Genomic DNA, 23363 nt, shown 5'->3' with positions numbered 1-23363 from the left:
ACATGCCAGCCTTTGTCCAACGACGTATCCACCAGTTATCGGTTCAGCTTGCCAACCAGATCGCTGCCGGCGAGGTGGTCGAACGCCCGGCCTCGGTGGTAAAAGAGTTACTCGAAAACAGCCTCGATGCCGGGGCCACACAGATCGAGATCGAGATCGAACAGGGCGGCCTGCGCCGTATCCGCATAGTCGATAATGGTTGTGGCATTCACGCCGAGGACCTGCCGCTGGCCCTGTCGCGCCATGCCACCAGCAAATTACTCAGTCTTGAAGAACTGGCGCAGATCGCCAGCCTCGGTTTTCGTGGCGAGGCCTTGCCAAGCATTGCCTCGGTCTCGCGCCTGCAGCTGATCAGCCGTCAGGTCGGCAGCGAACAGGGCCATTGTCTCGAGGTGGATGCGCAGGGTCAGCACAGCGACGTGAAACCGGCGGCACACCCACCCGGCACCAGTGTCATCGTCGAGGAGCTGTTTTGTAATGCCCCGGCACGGCGACGTTTTATGCGTGCGGCCAAGACCGAGTTCAACCATGTGCAGGATGTGGTACAGCGTATCGCCCTCGGTGCCCCGGCCGTGGCCATCACCCTGCGACATAATGAACGACAGGTCCTGCGTCTGGCCGCAGCCAGTGACGAGGCCACGTATCAACGCCGGCTTGGGCAGGTCTTTGGTCAGAGTTTTATCGAGGTGGCCTTGCCGGTTTCAGGGCAGAGTGACGGCATTCACATAACGGGTTTTGTAGCCCCGGCCTCGTTGCACCGTTCACAGGCCGATCACCAGTATGTGTATATCAACGGGCGCATGATCCGCGACCGCCTGGTCAATCATGCCATCCGCCAGGCCTATGCCGATAACTTGCCAGCGGGGCGTTATGCGAGCTACATCTTGAAGATCGACCTGGAACCCTCGCGCGTCGATGTCAACGTGCACCCGACCAAACACGAGGTCCGTTTTCGCGACGGGCGTCTGTTGCATGATTTTCTGTTCAGTGTCATCAACCGCAGCCTGCAAGGTGAGGGGGCGGCAGGCTATGCCGTTGCTGCCGTGAACAGCGGCGCCGTCGTACAGGAACGTAACGCCCTGTACCTGGTGAGTTCCCGGCCGGACACCGCGAATAAAACCCACTCACGGCGTTTGCCCTTTGGTGAACCCCTGCAGTTATTGCATCGACGATTCCTCTTATGCCGGGACGAGGAGAGGCTGTGGTTGCTGGATACACAGGGCCTGTTAACGGCGATGAACAACAAGCGTCTGCAACAGGCCCTCGTGGATACGGGCATGATCAAGTCGCGACCGTTGTTATTGCCACAACGTATCATGCTAAAAGCCGGGCAGGTCGAGCAATTGATGTCCGCTTCGCAACGCATGAGCCGCCTGGGTTTTGAATTGACCCAGGTCGATGATGGCACGTTGTTATTGCGCACCGCACCGATGCTATTACAAACCGCGCCGGCCGAGGCCTTGTTGCAGGCGGTGTTGTCACACCTGCATGCCGATGACCAGACCGTGTTACAAAGGCTTGCCGAGGCGGCGGCCATCACCTCGCCGCTGCCGGAATCTGTCCCGGCCTTGCGTGAGTGGTTGGGTGTGCAGTTGAATATGCTCGATGTCTTGCCGGCAACCGTGCCCTGGGCACGTGTGCTGGAGGCAAAAACCCTGGAACAGTGGTTAAAGCCGTAGCCGCATGAAACACGCCGAACTGCCCCCTGCCATTTTTTTAATGGGCCCGACTGCCTCGGGCAAGACCGCGCTGGCCGTGGAGTTGGTCAGGCGCCTGCCGGTGGAGATCATCGGTGTCGATTCCGGACAGATCTACCGTGGCATGGATATCGGCAGTGCCAAGCCCGATGCCGAGACCCTGCGCGTGGCACCGCATCGTTTGATCGATATCCGCGAGCCCAACGAGAGTTATTCCGCTGCCGAGTTTCGCGACGATGCCCTGCGCGAGATGCACGAAATCACCGAGGCCGGTCGGATCCCGATGCTGGTCGGTGGCACCATGCTGTATTTCCGGGCACTCGAACATGGCCTCTCACCCCTGCCTGCGGCCGATGCCGGGGTGCGGGCGAGCCTTGAGGCAGAGGCCGCCGAGCAGGGCTGGGCGAGCCTGCACGCGCGCCTGGCCGAGGTGGACCCCGTTGCCGCGGCACGGATTCACCCCAACGACCCGCAACGCATCCAGCGTGCGCTGGAGGTGTATATGCTCACGGGTCACAGCCTGACCGCGCTGATCGCGGCCGAGGAGCGGGAAACCCTGCCATATCGCCTCTGCAAGCTGGCCATTGCCCCTGGTGACCGTGAGGTATTACGCGCACGCATTGCGCTGCGTTTTCACCAGATGATCGAGCAGGGTTTTATTGAGGAGGTCGAGGCCCTGTATGCCCGTGGCGACCTGAATCTGGATATGCCCTCAATGCGTTCAGTGGGTTACCGGCAAATTTGGCAGTATCTTCAGGGTGAATATTCCCGTGAGGAGGCCGTTGAAAGGGGTATCATTGCCTCGCGGCAACTGGCAAAGCGACAAATGACCTGGCTGCGTAGTGATACCCATGTACACGGCTTCGATAGCGGCGAGGAGAAATTATTGGAGTCGGTCTTGAAATGCCTTAACGGCTGCCCAATATAAGCACTAATACTAGAGTTAATGCGACATAAGTTTTTGGTATCATTACATCTGTGCGTGAAATTTCTGCGTACGAGGTACTACCTGGCTCGAGGTCTGGGAGACAAACGGACCTGGCGCCCATGAAGGCCCGTATAAGTAGAATAAGGAGAATAGAAAATGAATAAAGGGCAAATGCTACAGGACCCGTTTTTGAATGCACTGCGCAAAGAACGTGTGCCAGTATCGATCTACCTCGTGAATGGAATCAAGTTGCAGGGACAGATCGATTCGTTTGACCAGTTTGTGGTGTTATTGAAAAATGCTGTTAACCAGATGGTCTACAAACATGCTATTTCCACTATCGTGCCGGCGCGTAACGTGCGTATTCCGGGTAGCGAAGGTGAAAGTGAAAAAGAAAAAGAAAAAGACAAAGAAGACGATAGCGCCGGTCCGGGTAATAAGTAATGGGCCATAAGTGATCCCTTTTTCCACCGATGATAAACTTGGGTCGTTGACCGCCGGGGGCAGCATTGTTTGACCGCCCCCGTAGCGGTGAGCGTGCCGTACTGGTTCACCTCGATTTCCCCCAGGATGACAATCGCGAAGAACTCGATGAGTTCCGTGAGCTGGCGGCTTCTGCCGGCGCCATACCGGTAGAGGTTGTCACGGGCAGTCGTCGTTCCCCGCATCCGCGTTACTTTGTCGGCAGCGGCAAGGCTGAAGAGATCCGTGACGTGGTGAAAAGCATGGAGGCGGAGATCGTCCTGTTTAACCACGCCCTGAGTCCGGCACAGGAACGTAACCTGGAACAATTACTTGAGTGCCGGGTGCTGGACCGTACCGGTCTGATCCTCGATATCTTTGCCCAGCGCGCCCATTCGCATGAAGGCAAGCTACAGGTCGAACTGGCACAGTTAAAACACCTCTCGACCCGCCTCGTGCGAGGCTGGACCCACCTTGAACGCCAGAAGGGCGGCATCGGTCTGCGTGGTCCGGGTGAAACCCAGCTTGAATCGGACCGTCGTTTGATAGGTAACCGCATCAAGAATATTCGCAAGCGTCTGGTAAAGGTCCACAAGCAACGCGACCAGGGTCGTCGTCATCGCCGTCGCCAGGACGCAATTACCGTCTCGCTGGTCGGTTATACCAACGCCGGCAAGTCGACACTGTTTAACCGGCTCTCCGGGGCCGATGTCTATGCCGAGGATAAACTCTTCGCCACGCTCGACCCGACCCTGCGTCGGGTTGATATCGGTATCGGTGAACATATCGTGCTGGCGGATACGGTCGGTTTTATCCGCCACCTGCCGCATGACCTGGTGGCGGCCTTCCAGTCAACCCTCGAGGAAACCCGCGAGGCGAGCCTGTTGCTGCACGTGGTCGATGCCAGCAGTGAGCGGCGCGAAGAGAATATGGAGCAGGTCAACCTCGTGCTCGAGGAGATCGGTGCCGAGGACGTGCCACAGATCCAGGTCTTTAACAAGATCGACCTCATCGAGGGTGCCGTGCCGCGTGTCGACCGCGATGCCCAGGGCCGGGTCCGCCGGGTCTGGGTCTCGGCGGTTAGTGGTGCGGGGCTTGATGAGCTACGTGCGGTACTGCATGAGCTTTGTTTTGATACGGCGGGGACGCTGGCGCGCGGCGCTGATGATATGGGCAGTAATGAATTTGGCAGCGAACATACTGATTTTATTGAACCTGAAACAGAAATAGACGAAGAGGATGTGCGGATTGCCTGAAAGGCTTTGCGCCAGCGGTTGCGATGCGTCAGGCCTGCCCCTACAATCCCTCATTCGTGTTTAATTTATAAAAACCAACATATTTGGAGTAGCTCATGGCCTGGAATGAACCGGGTAATTCTGGGGGCGGCAACGGCCGCGACCCTTGGGGTAATCGAGGCGACCAGGGTCCACCGGACCTGGATGAAGTCGTCCGCAAGATGCGCGACAAGGTCGGTGGCCTGTTTGGTGGCGGCGGTGGCAGCGGTAGCCGCTCCAGTAGCAGCCCGGGTGGCACCTTCAGCATCATCATCCTCGTGCTGGCGGCGTGGCTCCTGTATGACGCCAGTTATGTCATCGAACCTGCCGAGCGCGGCGTCGTACTGCGTTTCGGCAAGCACGTCGATACCCTGCAGCCGGGCTTTAACATGCGCCTGCCACGTCCGGTTGAAAAGCTCGTGCGCGTTAATGTGGAGAATATCCGTAAGCTCAGCGTGGGGGGGACCCAGGCCGAGTCGTTGATGCTGACCCGTGATGAAAACATCATCGATATCGAGTTCAGCGTGCAGTACAAGATCAAGAACGCCAGTGATTATGTCTTTAATGTCCGTAACCCGGAAGAGTCGCTGTTGCATGCGACGGAAACGGCGGTGCGTGAGATCGTCGGTAAGACCAATATGGATTACGTCATCACCGAGGGTCGTGATGTCGTGGCGGTGCAGGCCCGCGACCTGGTGCAGCAAATCCTGGATGACTACGGTACCGGTCTGGAAGTCACTGAATTCAACATGCAGGACGCCCAGCCGCCCGAGCAGGTACAGAACGCCTTTGCCGATGCCGTGAAGGCACGTGAGGATGAGGTTCGTTTCAAGAACGAGGCCGAGGCCTATTCACGTGACCTGTTGGGTAAGGCAGTAGGTGCCGCGCAGCGCGAGGTACTGGATGCACAGGGTTATCGCAGCAAGGTCATCGAGTCGTCTACCGGTGAGGCGGCACGCTTTGCCAACCTGCTGATCGAGTATGAAAAGGCCCCTGAAGTGACACGTGAGCGTTTGTATATCGAGACCATGGAAACCGTGCTAGGTAACAGCACCAAGATCATGACGGACACAAAGGCTGGTAATAACATCATGTACCTGCCATTGGATCAGCTCATGCGTCAGCAAGGTCAGGGTACGAGTCAGCAAAACACCTTTTCGTCAGCATCAAGCAACAGCACCGATGTACCGCAGGCTCCACGCACGGTCATTGACCCACGCAGCCGAGGAGGTCGCTAATGAATATTAAATTCCTAGGGGCGATCCTGGTGGCGGCTTTCGTACTGGTTGGACTGTCCGTGTTTACCGTTGATGAGCGTGAGAAGGTCATCAAGTTCCGGCTCGGTGAGATTGTCCGCACCGACTACGAGCCAGGCCTGTATTTGCAGACGCCGTTTATTAATAACGTTCGCAAGTTCGATGCGCGCATCCAGACCCTGGATGCCAAGCCGACCCGTTATCTGACCAAAGAGAAGAAAAACGTTATCGTCGATTCCTTTGTGAAGTGGCGCATTGGTGACCTGAAGACGTACTACATCACCATGGGTGGCGATCCAAATCGTGCCAATGCGGCCTTATTCCCGATCGTCAACGATCAGCTGCGTAGTGAGTTTGGTAAGCGCACTATCCGTGAAGTGGTGTCCGGTGAACGTGCCGAGATCATGAGTATCCTTGCCGCCAACACCAAGACCCAGGCCGTGAAGTACGGCATCGATGTGATCGACGTGCGTATCAAGCGTATCGACCTGCCGCTAGATGTCAGTGGCTCGGTCTATGACCGTATGCGTGCCGAACGTGACCGTGTTGCCAAAGAGTTACGCGCCCGTGGTCGAGCCGAGGGTGAGCGTCTGCGTGCCGATGCGGATCGTCAGTACACGGTGATCCTCGCCGAGGCCTACCGTGACGCGCAGACGCTGCGTGGTGAGGGTGATGCCAAGGCTGCCGAGATTTATGCCAAGGCCTACAACAAGAACAAGGAGTTCTACTCGCTGTATCGCAGCCTGAATGCCTATAAGGCCTCATTTGCGAGCAAGAACGACATCCTTGTCATTGAGCCGGGTGCGGATTTCTTCAAGTATTTCAATAGTCCGAAGGGCAAAAAATAGGGAAAATCGGGGCGCGCAGTGGTAAACTGCGCGACGCGATATCAGACCGGGTGAGATGAGGCCAGAACATGGCCGAGCACCCGGCTTTTTTGTGTAAGGACGGAATGGCACAATGTGGAATGATTTACTCGTCGCGCTGGCGCTGGTGTTGGTGATAGAAGGCATTTTGCCCTTCCTGAACCCGGCCGCAATGCGCGAATTACAGCGTAAAATGGCTGAAATGGACGATAAATCACTGCGTATCGCTGGATTGAGCAGCATGTTGGTGGGCCTCGCCCTGTTATACCTGCTGCGCTGACGTGTGTGACAACAAAATAACGTGGGGAAGGCCGCAAACGCGGGTCATGAAACAAGATGAGCACGAATGACGCATGGTTGTTACCGGAAGGTATAGAAGAGCTGCTGCCCCCCCAGGCAGAAAGGCTTGAGCGCCTGCGCCGCGAACTTATCGACCAATTGCACAGCTGGGGCTATGAACTGGTTGTGCCACCACTTATCGATTATCTCGAGTCCCTGCTGACCGGCACCGGCAACGACCTCAAATTACAAACCTTTACACTCACCGACCAGATCAGTGGTCGCCTCATGGGTATTCGTGCCGACATGACCCCGCAGGTCGCGCGTATCGATGCGCGCCAACTGGGCCGTGATACCCCGAGCCGCCTCTGTTATCTGGGTACAGTATTGCATACGCGCCCGGACGGTTTTGCCGGTGGCCGCAGCCCCTTACAGTGTGGTGCCGAGTTGTACGGCTCCGATACGGTCGAGAGTGATATCGAGGTCATTCGTCTGATGCTGGCGACACTGGAAAAGACCGGCATTAAGGCTGTACACCTGGACCTGGCGCATGTCGGTATCTTCCGTGGCCTGGTTCAGCAGGCCGGCCTGGATGCACAGCAGGAGGCGCAGTTATTCGATGCCCTGCAGCGCAAGGCCGTGCCCGAGATCAACGGCCTTTTTGACGAGTGGGCGCTGGACGCACCCCAGGCGACGATGTTGCGTGCCCTGGTTGATCTGAACGGGGGGGATGAAGTCCTCGACGAGGCTGCCGAAGTGCTGGCCCCGGCCAGTGAGGCCGTACGTGCCGCACTCGAAGACCTGAGGCAGATCGCCACCAGCCTGAAAAATTATCTACCCAACATGCCGCTGTTTTTCGACCTCGCCGAATTGCGTGGCTATCATTACCACACCGGTGTCATGTTCAGCGCCTACCTGCCGGGACACGGCCAGGCGATTGCCTGGGGTGGTCGTTATGATGACATCGGCCGCATCTTCGGTCGTGCGCGCCCGGCTACCGGTTTCAGTACTGACCTGAAACAACTGGTGTTGTTGACCGATAACCAGGCTGAAGTTGTTGACAGGATCTTTGCGCCGGTGAATACCGATACCGCGCTGCAAGAAAAGATTGCTGCCCTGCGCGCGCAGGGTGAACGTGTTGTTTGCGAACTGCCTGGACAACAGGGTGGGGCAAGCGAGATGGGTTGTTCACGAAAACTTGAGCAACACAACGGGCAATGGGAGGTCGTATCCGTTTAATGCCGCGCGCATGGGTGGATAGGATTGGAGTGACAAGCAGTTTCAACTGGCAAGATTAATATCATGGCAAAGAACGTAATCGTAATTGGTGCCCACTGGGGTGATGAAGGCAAGGGCAAGGTCGTTGACCTGCTGACCGACCAGGCCTCACACGTGGTGCGTTTCCAGGGCGGGCATAACGCCGGGCATACTCTGGTTATCGACGGCAAAAAGACCGTCTTGCACCTGATCCCTTCCGGTATCCTGCGTGACAATGTCTCCTGCATGATCGGTAACGGCGTGGTGCTCTCCCCCGAGGCCCTGTTTACCGAGCTCGACGAACTCGAAGCCGGCGGTATACCCGCCAGCAGTCGCCTCAAGATCAGTGAGGCCTGCCCCTTGATCCTGCCGTATCATGTCGCGCTGGATCAGGCACGTGAAATCGCTCGTGGCAAGAAGGCCATCGGTACCACCGGTCGTGGTATTGGCCCCGCCTACGAAGACAAGGTTTCCCGTCGTGGTATTCGCGTCGGTGACCTGTTCAATGTTGAGCATTTCAAGGCCAGGCTGGAAGAGGTCATGGAGTATCACAACTTCACGCTGGTGAATTACTTCAAGGTCGATGCCGTGGATTACCAGCAAGTCCTCGACGGCGTCCTGGCGATTCGTGATCGGCTTTTGGCCATGGTTGATGATATCCCGGAACTGCTTTATCAGGCCCGTCAGCGTGGCGAAAATATCATGTATGAAGGTGCCCAGGGCACGCTGCTCGATATCGACCACGGTACCTACCCATACGTAACATCCAGTAACACCACCGCCGGCGGTGCCGCCTGCGGTACGGGCACCGGCCCGATGGATTTCGATTACATCCTCGGTATAGTCAAGGCCTACACCACGCGCGTCGGTGGTGGTCCGTTCCCGACCGAGTTGTTTGACGGTACCGGTGCTTTCGATGATGCGAATGGTCGCCATATGGCCGAGAAGGGTGCCGAGTTTGGTGCCACCACCGGCCGTGCCCGTCGCTGTGGCTGGCTCGATGCCGTAACCCTGCGCCGTGCCATCCGCATCAACAGCATCACCGGCATGTGTATCACCAAGCTCGACGTACTCGACGGCATGGAGACCCTGCGTATCTGCACCGGCTACAAATACAACGGCGAGATTCGTGAGGTGAATCCGATCGGTGCCGAGGCCTTCGAGGCCTGTGAACCGGTCTATGAAGAGTTACCGGGCTGGCAGGAATCCACCGTGGGCATAAAGTCCTACGAGGCACTGCCGGAAAATGCCCGTCGTTACCTGGAACGCATCGAGGCGATCGTCGGTGCCCCGGCCGATATTATTTCCACCGGCCCGGATCGCGTCGAGACCATCGTTCGTCGTCACCCGTTCGGCGAATAATCAACAAAACGAAAACAGCCTTTCTCAGGGACGAGAGGCTCGTTGCCCGTGCGGTGGACGGCACGCGTATCGGCAACCAACCATCATCTCCATCTTATAAAATCATTATGTAAAAAATTTGCATAATGAATAACTCGCCAAACCTTAGTTGCCAATAATGTGCTTCACTATCCAGCGGGTCTCTGCATGGATGATTCATTAATTCTTGTATTACTATGCATTCATGAATTAGATGTGCGAGCCATTTTGAATGGGTCGGTGACATGGGTATGCGGTAAATATTTTCCCATAAGACTTTACAGATAAAATCAAAGTTGTCCTGTAATGCATTAATTTCATTTAATATATCTTGATATTTAACCGTCATAATAAAATTCCGCATGCGCTTGACCAGAATGATTGCTTTATGTGAGGATATTCACAGGGTAAGGGTGGCTATCGAAACATTCATGTTTTGCATAGCAAGTATGGAATAAAAAAAGCGCTCATAGAATTGGGCGCATATAACACAAGGAAGAGAATGGATTTCTGCAAGTGGGGGGCTAGTGCCGCGATCGGACGTTCACGCCGACCTGTTGGGCACTTCATCACTTTCTGCCTGATTGTGGGATTCTGGTTGGTGCTCAATTCCGCCAGTGCCGTCACCTCACGTAATTATACCGGCTTCCAGTATGATGAATCGGGCAACCTGATCTCAATCGAGTCCGAGGTCAGTAACCAGCCCCCGCAAATATCCTCTATCACGCCGGCAATAATACGTATTGGCCCGGCCGTTGCGATGACAGTGGTCGGTACGGACCTGCGTGGCGTCACCGTCACACCGGATAATAGTGATATTCTCATACAGAACGTTACCTCAAGCAGCACAGAGGTGGGCTTCAACCTGGTCGCAACAAATGCCACGACACTCGGTGTGCATCAACTAACATTCAGCACGCCGTTAGGTGACGCGACTGCCTCTATAACGGTGCAACCACGGCTGCCGGTGTTGTTCGTTTCACCCTCGCCGCTGGCGACGAGTGTCAACAGCGGAGCTACTGCGCTGGATATTCGTCTATCGTCAGCGGATATTGCCGATCACACCATTAGCTTTTCCGTTACCAATACAAACATAGCCACCATCAGCCCCACCTCGATCACGATACCCGCAGGCAGTACGGTGGCGAGTGTGTCCGTCGAGGTGCAGCCATTAAGCATCGGTAATAGCGGCGTGCTGATCAGTTCAGCCACGCTGGGAAATTCCTCTGTACCGGTTTTTGTCACGGAACCATTTATTGCACCGATTGGCGAGAATGCATTCTTCTCTTCGATACTGGGCGTGACCTTAACGCCGGCACCGGAGCCGCCCGAGCTATTACCGCGTGGGCCGATTATCTCGGAACTCGCTGTCGTCAATCCCGTAGCAGAAGAACCCGATACGTCAAATATTGGCCCCGTGGCAAGTACGCCACTGGGCATCAATATCGGTAATGCGCTGCTCTCCATATCGCCAAAAAGCATTGGCATGGGCGGTGGTGTTCAGGTACTAACGCTTGCAGGAACAGGACTGGATGCGGTCACCGAGGTGAACATATCCCCGGCAGACGGGATATCGATCGGTGCCTATGCACCGGCCACAGACGGCAAGTCGGCAACCCTGGCAATCAGTGTCGTCGAGGGTGCCTTAACAGGCCTGCGGCAATTAACCCTGGCGATTGCCGGTGAGGCGATCCCTGCCGTGTCACCGGAGTCTGACCGTTTTCTGATCACGGACGTTATCCCAGAAATCATTTCAATTGATCCGATCGTGGTGGTTCGCGGTACGACCAGTGTTCTGGTAACGGTGAGAGGGCGACAATTACATGATGTCGAGGCCCTGAATATCACGCCGGCATCGGGCATGATCAGCGCCACGCCTCAAGTCAACGCAGAGGGTACCATGGTCACGGCACGCATAAGCATCCCCGAGGATGTGCCACTCGGCCCGCGCCTGGTCTCGGTGACGACACCCGCCGGCAGCTCCGCAAGCACCTTATCGGCGGCCAATACCCTGACCATCGTCAATGCGCCGGGGCAAGACATCACGCCACTCTCATCACTGGCGCTGGGCGTGGTGAAAGAAGACAACCAGTCTAGTCCCTCGGTAACACTCGGCCCCATTACCTCCAATACCCTCGGCGTCGCATTCGGTGCGGTCGTCACCGGCCTGTCGCCCTCGTCGCAGCCTATTGGTGCCAGCTTCACCCTCACCCTGAGTGGTCAGGGCTTTGAGGCCGGTGATACGGTGTCGTTCCAACCCAATACTGGTCTGGAGGCCGGTGCAGCCACTATTGCCGCAGACGGTAAGGACATTACCTTGCCGGTCAGCATCGCCGCCGATGCCCCGCAGTTGGTAAGGAGTGTGCAGGTGTTACGCAATGGTCTGCCATTACCCGCGTCATCGGCCAGTGCCAGCCAGTTCCTCGTCACCGGCCTGATACCCGTACTGGAATCCGTCAGTCCATTACATATTGTAATCGGCGCATCACCGGCACAACTCAGCCTGCGTGGTCGTTTCTTTGATGACGCGCAACAGGTTCGTATCCTGCCCGCCGAGGGTATTTCTACCAGTGCCCCCGCCGTGAGCGCAGACGGCACATCGCTGGTCGTTAATGTCAGCGCGGTCGCAGGCAGTGCTGCCGGTACACGCATGCTGGTCGTCGATACCCCGGCAGGCAGTAGTTCGAGTGTCTCCACATCGGCCAACTCTGTCATGCTGGTTAACCAGGTGCTTAATGTCGTCACCCCGATAACAGCAAATAATCTGGGTGTTGTTATTGAAGAACAGCCACCGACGACACCTACGGTGGATCGTGATGCAGTGTCGGATTTGTTGGGTGTGGTAATAGAACAAGCCGTCACACCGGCAACAAGGCCACTGGATGCACGTACGCCAATATTGGGCGTGGCCAAGGGCAGCTTCGCCCGACAGGTACAACCCTCCGCCGCGGCCATTGGCAGTTCACTTGATCTGAACGTAACAGGAGAGGGACTGGATCTGGTAACGGGTGTCAGTTTTGTTCCACCGGAAGGCATTACGCAAACCGCTGCCTTCACCATCAGCCCGGATGGCAAGTTATTAACACTGCCTATCACTGTCGCCGTCGATGCCGCCATTACCTCACGCGCCGTGGTGCTGGCAACGGCCAGCGGTAACCTCGTGTTTAGCGAGGCATCGGCCAACCAATTCCGGCTCAGTGACGGCACACCGGAAGTCATATCCATTTCGCCTATTCAGGAACTGCAGGGGCAAACCCTTAACCTGCTGGTGCGTGGCGTAAGCCTGGAAAATGCCATTGCCGTGACGGCAACACCGTCAACGGGCATCTCCTTTTCAACCAACCCGGTCTCCAATGCCGCGGGCACAGAGGTGACGGTGCAAATGAACCTGGCGTCTGATGCGCCGATTGGCCCACGCCTGATCACGGTGGTGACCCCGGGCGGGAACACCTCGGCAGATCTGAGCCCGGCCAATACCTTCACGGTACTGGGGGGCAGCCCATGAGACTAAAAATTCCAATACAGACGTTAATGAAAAGACAAGCACAAACAACGGAAACAGTAAAAGACATTGAGTCAGGAAAGAGGAATCGGAAAATGAAAAACTCAAACGGAATGATGATACGTAGTCTGGTTATGACGGTGCTGGTTAGCTCAGGCATGAATACGGCTTTCGCCTTTACCAGCGGCAGCACCGGCAGTGACGGCGCCTTCTCACCAACGGTGAATACGCAACTGCAACTACCACCGGATGGTATTTTTAATTTCACCACGGTGAACATCCCTTCCGGGGTCACGGTGACCTTCCAGAAAAACACCACCAATACCCCGGTCACGATCCTTGCCAGTGGTGATGTCACCATCGCCGGTACGCTTGACCTGAGCGGCACCGCGGCAGCAAACGTCGGTGCCGCCGGTGATGGCAATATTGGTGATGACGGCCTGCCCGGCCTGGGTGGCCCCGGTGGTTTTGATGGCGGACGTGGTGGCATCGCCGGTTCCAATGCCCCGGGTAGTAGTGGTATTGGCCCGGGTGGGGCGGGTCCTGCCCGTGGGCTAGATGGTACTACTCCATGTGGCGGAGCAGGCGGAAGTTATGGTAGTTCAGGAGGATTACGTACTACTAGTCGATTTTCTACCTGTGGCCCTACCCGGGGGGGGACGGCAATACTGGCTAGTACTTATGGCTCGGGATCTCTCTTACCCCTGATCGGAGGTTCGGGGGGCAGTGGCGGCTTCCCGGGTTCCGCCTTTGGCGGTGGTGGTGGTGGCGGTGGTGGTGGTGCGATCCTGATCGCCGCCTCCGGCACGGTGAACATTGCCGGGACCATTCGCGCCAACGGCGGGAATGGTGCAAGTATTGGTGGTGGTGGCAGTGGCGGTGCCGGTGGAGCCGGTAGTGGCGGGGCCATCCGGATTATCGCCACGAGTATCACCGGCAATGGCGCAGTGACCGCAGCAGGCGCTGCACAAGGTATCTCTGTAATAAACGGTGCATCTAATGGTGGCCCAGGAGGCAGTGGTCGTATCCGCTTCGAAGCTGATAATTACACCCGTACGGCGGCCACCACACCGGCATTCAGTTTTGCCGCGCCACAAGAGGTCTTTATCGCTGGTCTGCCCGCACTGCGCATCACCACGGTGGCGGGTGTCGCGGCCCCAGCCACGCCAACCGGCAATGCCGATATCACTCTGCCACAAACCACGGCCAACCCGGTCACCGTGGAGTTCGCCACCAGCGGCGTCCCGGTCGGTAATACCGTGACACTCTCGGTGACCCCTGCCTCGGGCAGCAACACCTCAGTGGTGAGTACGGCACTGACCGGTACGGTTGATAACGCCACCGCCAATGTCAGCGTTACCCTGCCGAGTGGGCCGAGTATCCTCTCTGCCTCGGTCAGCTACACGGTAACCGCATCAGTGGGTAATGCCCTGTCGACCTTTGCCAAGGGTGAGACGGTGGAGCGTATTGTTCTCGCCGCAGTACCGGGTGCACTGAGTGAAACGACCCTGATCACAACATCGGGAAAGCAATACACATACACAGGACGTATCCCGGCTATCTATTAGACGAACGATGGTTTCGTCAGAGACGGGCGCATAACAAGGAAAAGCTTAACCCAGGGGTGATGGCAGAATGTTGACGGTAGGCATGCAAAAACAGCAACAAGCTAACGCTTATGGTAGCGCGTTCCTGTATGGATGGGGGTGTGACTGGCGGACTGCCTTTACCTCCTTCATAAAGGCGGCGCAGAAGACAGCCTGCCTGTTGTTGCTTAGCGTGTCGGTGCTTTTATTCTCCCCGCTTTCCTTGGCAGCGGATAACAGCAATGCGCTGTGGATAGCCGAGTCTGAAGGGGTATTGAAGGTCTCGACGGCACAGGGCGAGATCCTGCTGAGACTGGATGATGTCGACGATGTGCATGCCGTGGCGGTCGATGAGGAATCTGGCCAGTTATGGGCGGTAGTCGAAGATGAACTGCGCGTCTATAGCTTCGATGGTTCACTGACACGCAGTGTAAAGCTGGCTGACAAGAGTGATGATGACAACCATCTGCTGGTCAGCTCAAAACTCGCTGCCGCCTGGCTGGCACAGGGTAAACGTTTGCTGCGCCTTGACCTGGATGGGCGTGTTCAGGCCAGCCTTAAATTATCCAAGAAAATTACTGCCCTGGCACTGGACGAGGTTAATGCGCGTATCTGGGTGGCCGAGAAAAAGCAGCTCACCGCGTTTTCCAACGAGGATGCCGTTGTTGCGCGTATCACCCTGCCTGATGAGGAGGATGACGATAGCGAGGACGATAAACAAGACAAAGAAGATAAAAAAGATAAAAAAGATAAAAAAGATAAAAAAGATAAAAAAGATAAAGACGAAAGTGATGACGACGGTGTTATCCGCGACATCGATGTCGATAATCATAACGCCGATTTATGGGTTGGGCTGACCGACCGCCTGCAACGTTACACGGCTGACGGCCTTCTTGCCTATGAGATGCCGCTAGCGGGTCTGCGCCACCTCGCCACGGCTGATGATGACTATGTCTGGGTGGCCACGAATAAAAAATTGTTGCGGGTGTTCAGCGATGGCCCGGCGGTTCTACAGTTAAGTCCATTCCCGGCCAGCGGGGTTGCCGCACTGGTGGCCGATCCCGCCAACGGTGATGCCTGGATCGCCAGGAAGCGTGAAATCCTCCAGTTCAGCAAAGATGGCCAACAAGGGCATCGCATTACCACCGATGAACAGGTTGTCGATATCGCCCTGTTTGCCGATATCCTGCCCCCCACCATTAGCATCGGTGCACCGGGTGATGGTGACATCATTGAAAGTGACAACGCGCTGGTTGAATTGAGCTATGCCGATAACGGTTCCGGTGTGGATATTGATAGCATAGAGTTCAGTGTCAATGCCGGACTGGTTCCCTTTGTCTGTAATTCAAGTGAAGCAAGCGCCAGCTGCACGATTCAGACACCGCTGCCCTATAACGAAACCACGATCAGCGTCACTATCAAAGACCGTGCCGGTAATGTCTCCGAACCGGCCGAGGTAACAGTCGCGGTGCTGGGCGAGCCACTGATTATTACCATAGACATCCCCGAAGATGGCAGCCTCACCAACCAGCCAACACAGGTGATCCATGGGGCCCTGAACCGCACCGCCAGCCTCACGGTGAATGGTGAGGCGGTAGCGCTTGATATCGACAACCGTTTTGTGACCAGCCCGTTCCCGCTCGAAGAAGGCCAAAACCTGTTCCGGTTGGATGCCATTGACCGCATCGGCAATACCGGCCAGCTGGCAATAACGGTCACGCGTGACAGCACCGTGCCGCAAATTACCCTCACCAGCCCGGCCGATGGCCTGAAGACCAACCAGCCACAACTGAACTTTATCGGCAGCCTTAGCGAGGAGGCTGCACTCAACCTGAACGGCGAGCCCATCGCGCTGACAGCAAGCCAGCAGTTCGAGCATGGCCCGGTCGACCTGCTTGAAGGCCGTAACACCTTTACCCTGGTGGCCACCGATGCCGCCGGTAATAGCAGTGCACAACTGGTAAATGTCTTCTTGAATACAGTGCCACCACAAATAAACCTCGATAACCCGGAACTGACACGCATCACTAACCAGCCGGAACAAACCCTTGCTGGCGAGTTGAGTGCCGTGGCCAGCCTGAGCATTAATGGTCAAAGTGTCGCAGTGGATGCGGATAACCGTTTCAGTTTCGGCCCGCTAACCCTGCAGGAAGGCCTGAACAGCTTCACCCTCATTGCCGAGGACGCATTTGGCAATATCACGGAATTGCTCTTGAGCCTGACGCTGGATACCGGGCCACCCCAGATCACGATTACCAGCCCGCAAGATAACCTGGTCACGCAGACCGCACTGCAGGATTTCAGCGGTAGCGTCAGCGAACCGGCAGCCCTGACCCTGAATGGCGTGGAAGTGACACTGGATGCGGCGAATGCCTTTAGCCTGCCGGCACAACTCCTTCAGGAAGGTGTGAATAACCTTGTCTTTACCGCTACCGATGAGGCCGGTAACCAGAGCACGCAAACCCTTACCGTCACCCTCGACACCCTCGCACCCTTCATCAGCCTCGATACCCCGGTTGAAGGTCTGGTGACCAATCAGGCCACGCAAACCCTGCTAGGCAGTGTGAATGAACCCGTCACGCTGAGCATTAACGGCCAGACCGTCAGCCAGGTCGCTGATAACAGTTTCAGCCATGGGCCCTTAGCACTAGTGGAAGGGGAGAACAGTTTCACCCTCGTGGCGACAGACCCGGCCGGCAACCAGGGCAGCCTAACCAGAACCATCACCCGCGATTCGCAAGCACCGGTGATCACCCTGGTCTCACCGGCCGATGGCGCGCAGACCAATCAACAACAAATCAGTATTGTCGGCAGTCTCAACGAGGCGGCCAGTTTGAGCATCAATGGTCAGGCCGTCACCCTGAATGCCGATAACAGCTTCAGTCATGGTCCGCTTTCATTACAGCCCGGCATCAACAGCTTTACGCTCGTAGCCACCGACCTGGCAACAAACAGTGTGACGTTATCGTTCAGCGTGGTGCAGGATACAGTGGCCCCGGTCATCACTATTACCAGCCCGGCAAATAACAGCCTGACTAATCAATCTTCGATTACCGTTACCGGCCAGTTAAGTGAACCGGCGCTGCTGAGTCTTAACGGCCAGCCTGTCGTATTGGTAGCCAATAACAGCTTTACCGGCACCGCGACACTGGTTGAAGGAGCAAACAGCCTGACCCTGCAGGCGAGCGACGGCGCAGGCAATGTCGCCCAGTCACTCTTAACGGTGAACCGCGACAGCATCGCCCCGGCCGCCGCCGTGCAAAACCTTGTCAGCCGTGGCAGCCCCAGCAATGGCAAGGTCAGTGTCGCCGGTGCCAGCGGCAGCGTTGAGGGCAATGCCAGTGTGCGCATTACCAACCCGCGTACCGCGCAGGTGAACATGGTGCTGGCTGCAGCGAATGGTAGCTTTAATGCCGTGGTGGACGCGCAGGCCGATGACAACCTGTTGCTGGTGGTGGTCGATACGGCCGGTAATGTCAGCCCGTCCATTACCCTGGCCCCGGTCGTCTCCAGCACCCTGGTGTTAAACCCCATCGGTAATCACACCGCCATACTCGGGCAGTCCCTGCGCTTTACCGTTACCGCCAGTGCCGCGGGTGGTGAGGCCGTGACACTGAGCGTTACCCCCGTGCCGCTGCCGGCACATGTCAGTTTTAATATTGCTACGGGGGTCTTTGCCTTCACCCCCGCGCCCGATCAAACCGGCAACCACAGCTTTACCTTCATTGCCCGCACTACCACCGAGGAGGTCAGGGAAACCGTCACGATTAATGTACCGACGCCAGACCCGCTGACGCCCACACAGTTCAGTGGTCGTGTACTCGATGCCACGAGTATGTCAGAAGGGGTCGTGATCCCGATTGTTGGCGCGACGATTTCGTATTTGAACACAGCCATCAGTACCGTCACCGATGCGCAGGGTTACTTCACCCTGACCGGTCTGCCGCCAGAGCCGAGGATCTTGAGTATCAGTGGAGAAACGGCTAATGCCGCACCGGGCGGTGCTGGCTATGCCGCTTTCCGTGAGCGGGTCGAGGTCATTCCGAATGTAAACAATCTGCACGAACGGCCGTTCACCATGCCGCGCCTGGCCATGGCGAGCCTGACCCAGGTCATCCCCACGCAAACGACCGCGGTCAGTAATGCCGAACTGGGGATTTCTATCAGCGTGCCCGCGAATAGCGCCCGCAATGACGACGGTAGCCAGTTCACCGGCGAGTTATCCCTAAGCAGGGTGCCGCGCGGTTTTGCCCCGGCTGCACTGCCCGATTTCCTCGACCCGGATACCCTCTACACCCTGCAACCGGCGGGCGTGACCTTCAGCCAGCCGGTGCCGGTGACCTTCCCAAATCTTGATAATCTCGCTCCGGGCAGTGAAACCGATATCTGGTCCATTGACCCGTTTACCGGCAAGTTTGGCGTAGTCGGCGTCGGGCGAGTGACGGCAAATGGCCAGAGTATCCAGACGATTTCAGGTGGGCTGCCGCAGGCGTCGTGGTTTGCACCGGCACCGATGCCGCCAGAGGCTATACCTAATGCCAACCCAACTGAACCAGAGAATTGTAAAAAGAACGCATCGACAGTTTGCTTACGAAGCGGGCGGATGAGCACAGGCTTTGAACTACCTGTTTACAGGTCGTTAGAAACGAGCCGAAATACAGAATTCTTATATCAAACAAGTCGCGCATTCCCTGTGCCGGTTATCAGTTTTAATTACACAATCCCATTCCGGGCGGCAATCCCAGATACGGTGTCATACCAATTAAGTGTTGCAGGTATTGCGCAAGGTGGTGAGACATATATTGATACAAGCGAATTAGCTCTGCGCTCCAATGAAACTCTGCGAAATTCCATTGCCTTTGATGCACAGGATTTTGCACAAGGTTCCTATCCCTATGAAATAAGAGTAACCAGTAACTATGCGAGTACACGAATAACCTCGGTTGTTACTGGTATTGTAAACATCGTTAATGAGGCAAATAGTAGTTTCGGCGCTGGTTGGATGCTAAAGAACCTTGATAGACTGGCACTTAGTAGCGATGGTAGCGCACAATACATTTATGCAACAGGAAATAAGGTCGTATATAGTCCCGGTGCATCGACACCTGAGTTTGTAACGCCAGATGGTGATTTTTCTACATTGGTTAGAAATCCAGATAGTAGCTTTACCCACACTACGAAATATGGCATTCGCACAGTTTTCGACAGCAATGGTAGACAACTTGTGCGTATAGACCGAAATAATAATACCACCAGCTATGAATATGATGCTGCCGGTAATTTGGTGCGGGTTGTAGACCCTGTAGGTATGGTAAGGATATTTTCCTACCAGAATGGTCGTCTAAGCACAGTTACGGATCCGGCTAGCCGCGTGTCACGATTTGAGCATGATGCCGAAGGTAATCTGACCAAAATTACCTATCCGGATAATACCTTCGAAACCTTTGCCTACGATGACCGTAGTCTCATGATCTCACACACTCATGAGAGAGGTTTTACCACCCAATACCAGTACAACAGCGCCGGACAGTTGATTCACGCGGTATTGCCGGATGCCAGCCCCCGTGTTACCAGTAATGTCAACCAAACCGGCATGGTGACGGGTGAGGATGGCATGGGCAGCCAGACACGGCCTGCGCCACTGGTGCGGGCATCGAGCGCACGCGCGGTAATCATGGATGGAAGAGGAAATACAAATACATATGAACTAGACAGGTTTAATAAGGAAGTTCGCAAGGTTGATGAAGTAGGCCGTGTTACGCAAACAGAGCGTGATGCAGATGCCAACCCGACCCAAACTATACGACCAAATCAATCAGTCATTACCAGAACGTATGATGATAGAGGGAATGTACTGAGCAGGCGCGAGGAATTTAATACTGCCACCTATAGGTATACTTACGACCCAGATTTCAATCTAATTACATCGATAACTAACCCGAGAAATAATACCACCACGACCACCCGTGATACTCGTGGTAACCCGGTAAGTATCGTTAATGCCTTAGGGCATACGATGACAATGGAATATGACAGTAGAGGCCGGGTAATTCGTACTGTTGACCCAGTGGGTCTGGTAACAACATATACCTATCATTCGGTTAGTGGTCTATTGGAAACTAGAACAGAAACGCCATCCTCTGGTCCCGGTAACACCCGAGTCACTCGTTATAGTTATACCTTGGCAGGTTTGTTGACTAGAATAATAACCGCAGATGGTATAATTCTTACTATTGAAAATGATGCTAGAAGCCGCCCTGTTCGTATTATGGATAATTTGGGGCAAATTGTTGAAAATACCTATGATGAAAGTGGCAACATAGTAGAAATTAATAGATCCGATCCGGATGGCTCATTAGTAAGAGCATTGAGTAAAAGCTTTGATGAGCGTAACAGACTTGTTTCTGTGGTTAGCCCTCATGATGGAGAGATGTTTTCGATTGCAAAATATGAATTAGATGAAAACTCAAACTTAATTAGTCTTATTGATGCTAACAATAATGAATATATAAAATACTACGATACGGCAAATAGAGTGATAAAAGATACGCATCCTCTAAATGGTGTAACTTCATATGAATATGATAAAAATGATAGAGTTACACGCCTAACTTCTCCAAATGGAGTTGAGGTGGCTTATACATACGATGTTTTAGGTAGAAGAGTTAGCGAAAAAAGTATGGACAGAGGGTCGATCCTCTATGAGTATGATCTAGCTGATAATCTTGTACGCATTATCGATGCTCGTGGTATTTCTGCCGAGATGACCTACGATGAACTTGAACGACCGCTGACGAGGACCTACCCCAACTCGGCTGAAAATGTGATCTATTCTTACGATGCTTGTATCTTTGGCATAGGAAAACTCTGTGTACGTGATGACGAGAGTGGAAGTTATACCTATGAGTATGATGCATTCGGTAATCCTGTCAGTATGTCGCGCACGGAATTGGGTGTGACCTATACTATGGTCTATACTTATGACGAGGGTGATAACGTCATTGGCATGACACTGCCAAGTGGAAGGCAGGTGACCTATACCCGTGACGGCGTCAGGCGGCTTGCTAGTATAAGCGCCGTACTTAATGGTAGCACTACCTTTCTGGTCAATAATATCAGTTATCGTGCTGATAATAAAATGACTACATGTACGTTCAGTAATGGCTTGCAGGATACACGCAGTTACGACCTGCAGGGTAGGTTACGCAGTCAAAGCGTAGGCACGGTCGACAGCCGAACTTATACTTATGATCCAAATAGTAATCTGCTAAATAGAACTACCACGCCGCAGACTAGTAATTATGATTACGACGAACTAGATCGAGTGGTTGGCGATAGTGTGGATGGGGCTCTAACTGGCTTTGGTTATGACCTGAACGATAACCGACTGGGTAGGCAGGTAGCCGGCGCCTTAGATAGTGGCTACCAATATAACCTTGGCAGTAACCGACTAATTGCCATCGATACCTTGAAAAGCAATACGATAGAACCACCATTGGAAAGCCGCTCTATGCGTTATAACAATGTGGGTCGATTGTCGGAGATAATCGAGGACGGCAGCATGGTTGCTACCTATATCTATAACGCACTTGGCCAAAGGGCCAGAAAGATCACCGCCTCTCACACGACGATTTATCATTATGACATTAATGGAAACCTGATTACCGAAACCAACGCTGATGGCACGCCAATCCGTGATTATATCTGGCAAGATGATATGCCAGCCGTACAGATCGATAATGTCTCTGGGCAAGATGTTGTCACTTATCTTCATACAGATCACTTGCTAACGCCACGCTTTGCGACTGACCAGCAAGGGAATGTCGTTTGGCGCTGGGAGGGTAAGGCATTCGGTGAGTCCCAGGCCGTCGGGAGCGTGACGATTAACCTGCGCTTCCCAGGGCAGTATTATGATGCTGAGACCGGGTTGCATTATAATTGGAATAGATATTATGAACCTAAGACAGGAAGGTATATTACAAGCGATCCAATAGGGGTGGCAGGTGGTTTAAATACATATAGTTATTCTAACCAAAGTACTATTAATTACTATGATCCAAGCGGGTTAAGATTAATAGCAAAATGGGCAAAGAGCCCGTCGCTAGTGTATGGTGATGTATTATTGGTTGGTGTGAACTTTGATCTTGATGCTAGATTATTTCCGCCAAGTATTTCATTTATCGAAACAGTTTGGAATATTCAAGGGAAAGTGGAAGGTGTCATAGAATGTACTGAGATTGATGACTGTGGAAATATCACAAGAGAATGGCAGGTTTCACCATGGATTATGTTTGGGAAAAATATACCTATAAATGTTTGGATTACCCCTCTTCCACCACGTGTTGCTATACCGCTTGCTATTGCAGAAACTGCTTATAATGCTTATAAACACTATGATCAACAAGTAGCTAATGCTTTGAAAGATCTTTATTCGACCTCTCCTGCTCAATATTGCAAAGGTACAATGTGATGAAAAAATCGCAGACTATATTTTTTTATTATGTTCTATTGTTTATGGTTATTTTATCATTTGTCCCTCAGATCCATATCTCTGAAAGTACTGTTATTTCCAGGTCAGATGTTTGGAGTAGTGGTATAGGCGAAGCATCAATATTGTCCAGTATATTATTAGTGTATTTCGCTAGACTGGCAAAAAATGGTTCTATTTTAGGGCAACGTTTTTGTTTATTGTGGGCTGGTTTTTACTCCATAGTCGTGGGTGGTATAACTTTAATTAGTTTTCCAGATATATGGAAGTCAGTTGTGCAAGGTGGTCTTATTTTTTCATTAATATGGTTTTTTTCAATTCGTTCGTGGTTTAAAGGATCAAGAAATGAATAAGGAAATAAATAGAGGAAAATAGGGATAGACTAAAG

Annotated in this window: 13 protein-coding genes; all 13 read left to right on the top strand. The window is 54.2% G+C overall.

Annotation, left to right across the window (positions count from 1 at the left end; all coding sequences use genetic code 11):
- Positions 1-2: 2 nt before the first annotated feature.
- The 13 genes from mutL (at position 3) to EL386_RS10095 (ending at position 23328) form a co-directional block, all read left to right on the top strand.
- The gene (gene mutL, locus EL386_RS10160) at positions 3-1679 is read left to right on the top strand and encodes a DNA mismatch repair endonuclease MutL (RefSeq protein WP_126455893.1); all 1677 of its coding nucleotides are present in this window, start codon (positions 3-5) and stop codon (positions 1677-1679) included.
- 4 nt (positions 1680-1683) lie between these two features.
- Positions 1684-2625, top strand: a complete 942-nt coding sequence (gene miaA / locus EL386_RS10155; protein ID WP_126455891.1) for a tRNA (adenosine(37)-N6)-dimethylallyltransferase MiaA — start codon at positions 1684-1686, stop codon at positions 2623-2625.
- Positions 2626-2781: 156 nt separating this feature from the next.
- Positions 2782-3069: an RNA chaperone Hfq gene (gene hfq / locus EL386_RS10150; RefSeq protein WP_126455889.1), complete on the top strand. Its 288-nt coding sequence runs from the start codon at positions 2782-2784 to the stop codon at positions 3067-3069.
- 65 nt (positions 3070-3134) lie between these two features.
- Complete coding sequence (hflX, locus tag EL386_RS10145; protein WP_126455887.1) at positions 3135-4343, top strand: ribosome rescue GTPase HflX; 1209 nt, start codon at positions 3135-3137, stop codon at positions 4341-4343.
- A 95-nt stretch (positions 4344-4438) separates the two neighbouring features.
- Positions 4439-5599: an FtsH protease activity modulator HflK gene (gene hflK / locus EL386_RS10140; protein ID WP_126455884.1), complete on the top strand. Its 1161-nt coding sequence runs from the start codon at positions 4439-4441 to the stop codon at positions 5597-5599.
- Complete coding sequence (hflC, locus tag EL386_RS10135) at positions 5599-6465, top strand: protease modulator HflC (RefSeq protein WP_126455882.1); 867 nt, start codon at positions 5599-5601, stop codon at positions 6463-6465. Before hflK ends, hflC begins: the two co-directional genes overlap by 1 nt.
- A 112-nt stretch (positions 6466-6577) precedes the next feature.
- The gene (locus tag EL386_RS10130) at positions 6578-6763 is read left to right on the top strand and encodes a DUF2065 domain-containing protein (protein WP_126455880.1); all 186 of its coding nucleotides are present in this window, start codon (positions 6578-6580) and stop codon (positions 6761-6763) included.
- A 56-nt stretch (positions 6764-6819) separates the two neighbouring features.
- Positions 6820-8001, top strand: coding sequence for an ATP phosphoribosyltransferase regulatory subunit (locus EL386_RS10125; RefSeq protein ID WP_126455878.1), 1182 nt, complete (start codon positions 6820-6822; stop codon positions 7999-8001).
- Positions 8002-8064: 63 nt separating this feature from the next.
- The gene (locus tag EL386_RS10120) at positions 8065-9381 is read left to right on the top strand and encodes an adenylosuccinate synthase (protein WP_126455875.1); all 1317 of its coding nucleotides are present in this window, start codon (positions 8065-8067) and stop codon (positions 9379-9381) included.
- 520 nt (positions 9382-9901) lie between these two features.
- Entirely contained in the window at positions 9902-12904 is a 3003-nt protein-coding gene (locus EL386_RS10115) for a hypothetical protein (RefSeq protein ID WP_126455873.1), read from the top strand.
- Positions 12905-12996: 92 nt separating this feature from the next.
- Positions 12997-14469, top strand: a complete 1473-nt coding sequence (locus EL386_RS10110) for a hypothetical protein (RefSeq protein WP_126455871.1) — start codon at positions 12997-12999, stop codon at positions 14467-14469.
- A gap of 67 nt (positions 14470-14536) precedes the next feature.
- Complete coding sequence (locus EL386_RS10100) at positions 14537-22957, top strand: RHS repeat-associated core domain-containing protein (RefSeq protein ID WP_172597701.1); 8421 nt, start codon at positions 14537-14539, stop codon at positions 22955-22957.
- Positions 22957-23328 carry a hypothetical protein gene (locus EL386_RS10095; RefSeq protein WP_126455864.1) on the top strand — a complete coding sequence of 124 codons (372 nt, stop codon included), beginning with the start codon at positions 22957-22959 and terminating at the stop codon, positions 23326-23328. Before EL386_RS10100 ends, EL386_RS10095 begins: the two co-directional genes overlap by 1 nt.
- Positions 23329-23363: the final 35 nt, after the last annotated feature.

The sequence above is a fragment of the Sulfuriflexus mobilis genome (genome assembly GCF_003967195.1).
Classification (GTDB): Bacteria; Pseudomonadota; Gammaproteobacteria; order AKS1; family AKS1; genus Sulfuriflexus; species Sulfuriflexus mobilis.
The sequence above is the reverse complement of the archived record's forward strand: the minus strand, read 5'-3'. Positions and strand labels throughout refer to the sequence as shown.

What these genes read in the sequence shown, in the direction of transcription:
- EL386_RS10110 (WP_126455871.1), top strand. Translation starts at nt 12,997, where the DNA reads ATGAAAAACTCAAACGGAATGATGATACGTAGTCTGGTTATGACGGTG.
- EL386_RS10125 (WP_126455878.1), top strand. Translation starts at nt 6,820, where the DNA reads ATGAGCACGAATGACGCATGGTTGTTACCGGAAGGTATAGAAGAGCTG.
- EL386_RS10120 (WP_126455875.1), top strand. Translation starts at nt 8,065, where the DNA reads ATGGCAAAGAACGTAATCGTAATTGGTGCCCACTGGGGTGATGAAGGC.
- hflC (WP_126455882.1), top strand. Translation starts at nt 5,599, where the DNA reads ATGAATATTAAATTCCTAGGGGCGATCCTGGTGGCGGCTTTCGTACTG.
- EL386_RS10100 (WP_172597701.1), top strand. Translation starts at nt 14,537, where the DNA reads ATGTTGACGGTAGGCATGCAAAAACAGCAACAAGCTAACGCTTATGGT.
- mutL (WP_126455893.1), top strand. Translation starts at nt 3, where the DNA reads ATGCCAGCCTTTGTCCAACGACGTATCCACCAGTTATCGGTTCAGCTT.
- EL386_RS10115 (WP_126455873.1), top strand. Translation starts at nt 9,902, where the DNA reads ATGGATTTCTGCAAGTGGGGGGCTAGTGCCGCGATCGGACGTTCACGC.
- miaA (WP_126455891.1), top strand. Translation starts at nt 1,684, where the DNA reads ATGAAACACGCCGAACTGCCCCCTGCCATTTTTTTAATGGGCCCGACT.
- hfq (WP_126455889.1), top strand. Translation starts at nt 2,782, where the DNA reads ATGAATAAAGGGCAAATGCTACAGGACCCGTTTTTGAATGCACTGCGC.
- EL386_RS10130 (WP_126455880.1), top strand. Translation starts at nt 6,578, where the DNA reads ATGTGGAATGATTTACTCGTCGCGCTGGCGCTGGTGTTGGTGATAGAA.
- EL386_RS10095 (WP_126455864.1), top strand. Translation starts at nt 22,957, where the DNA reads ATGAAAAAATCGCAGACTATATTTTTTTATTATGTTCTATTGTTTATG.
- hflK (WP_126455884.1), top strand. Translation starts at nt 4,439, where the DNA reads ATGGCCTGGAATGAACCGGGTAATTCTGGGGGCGGCAACGGCCGCGAC.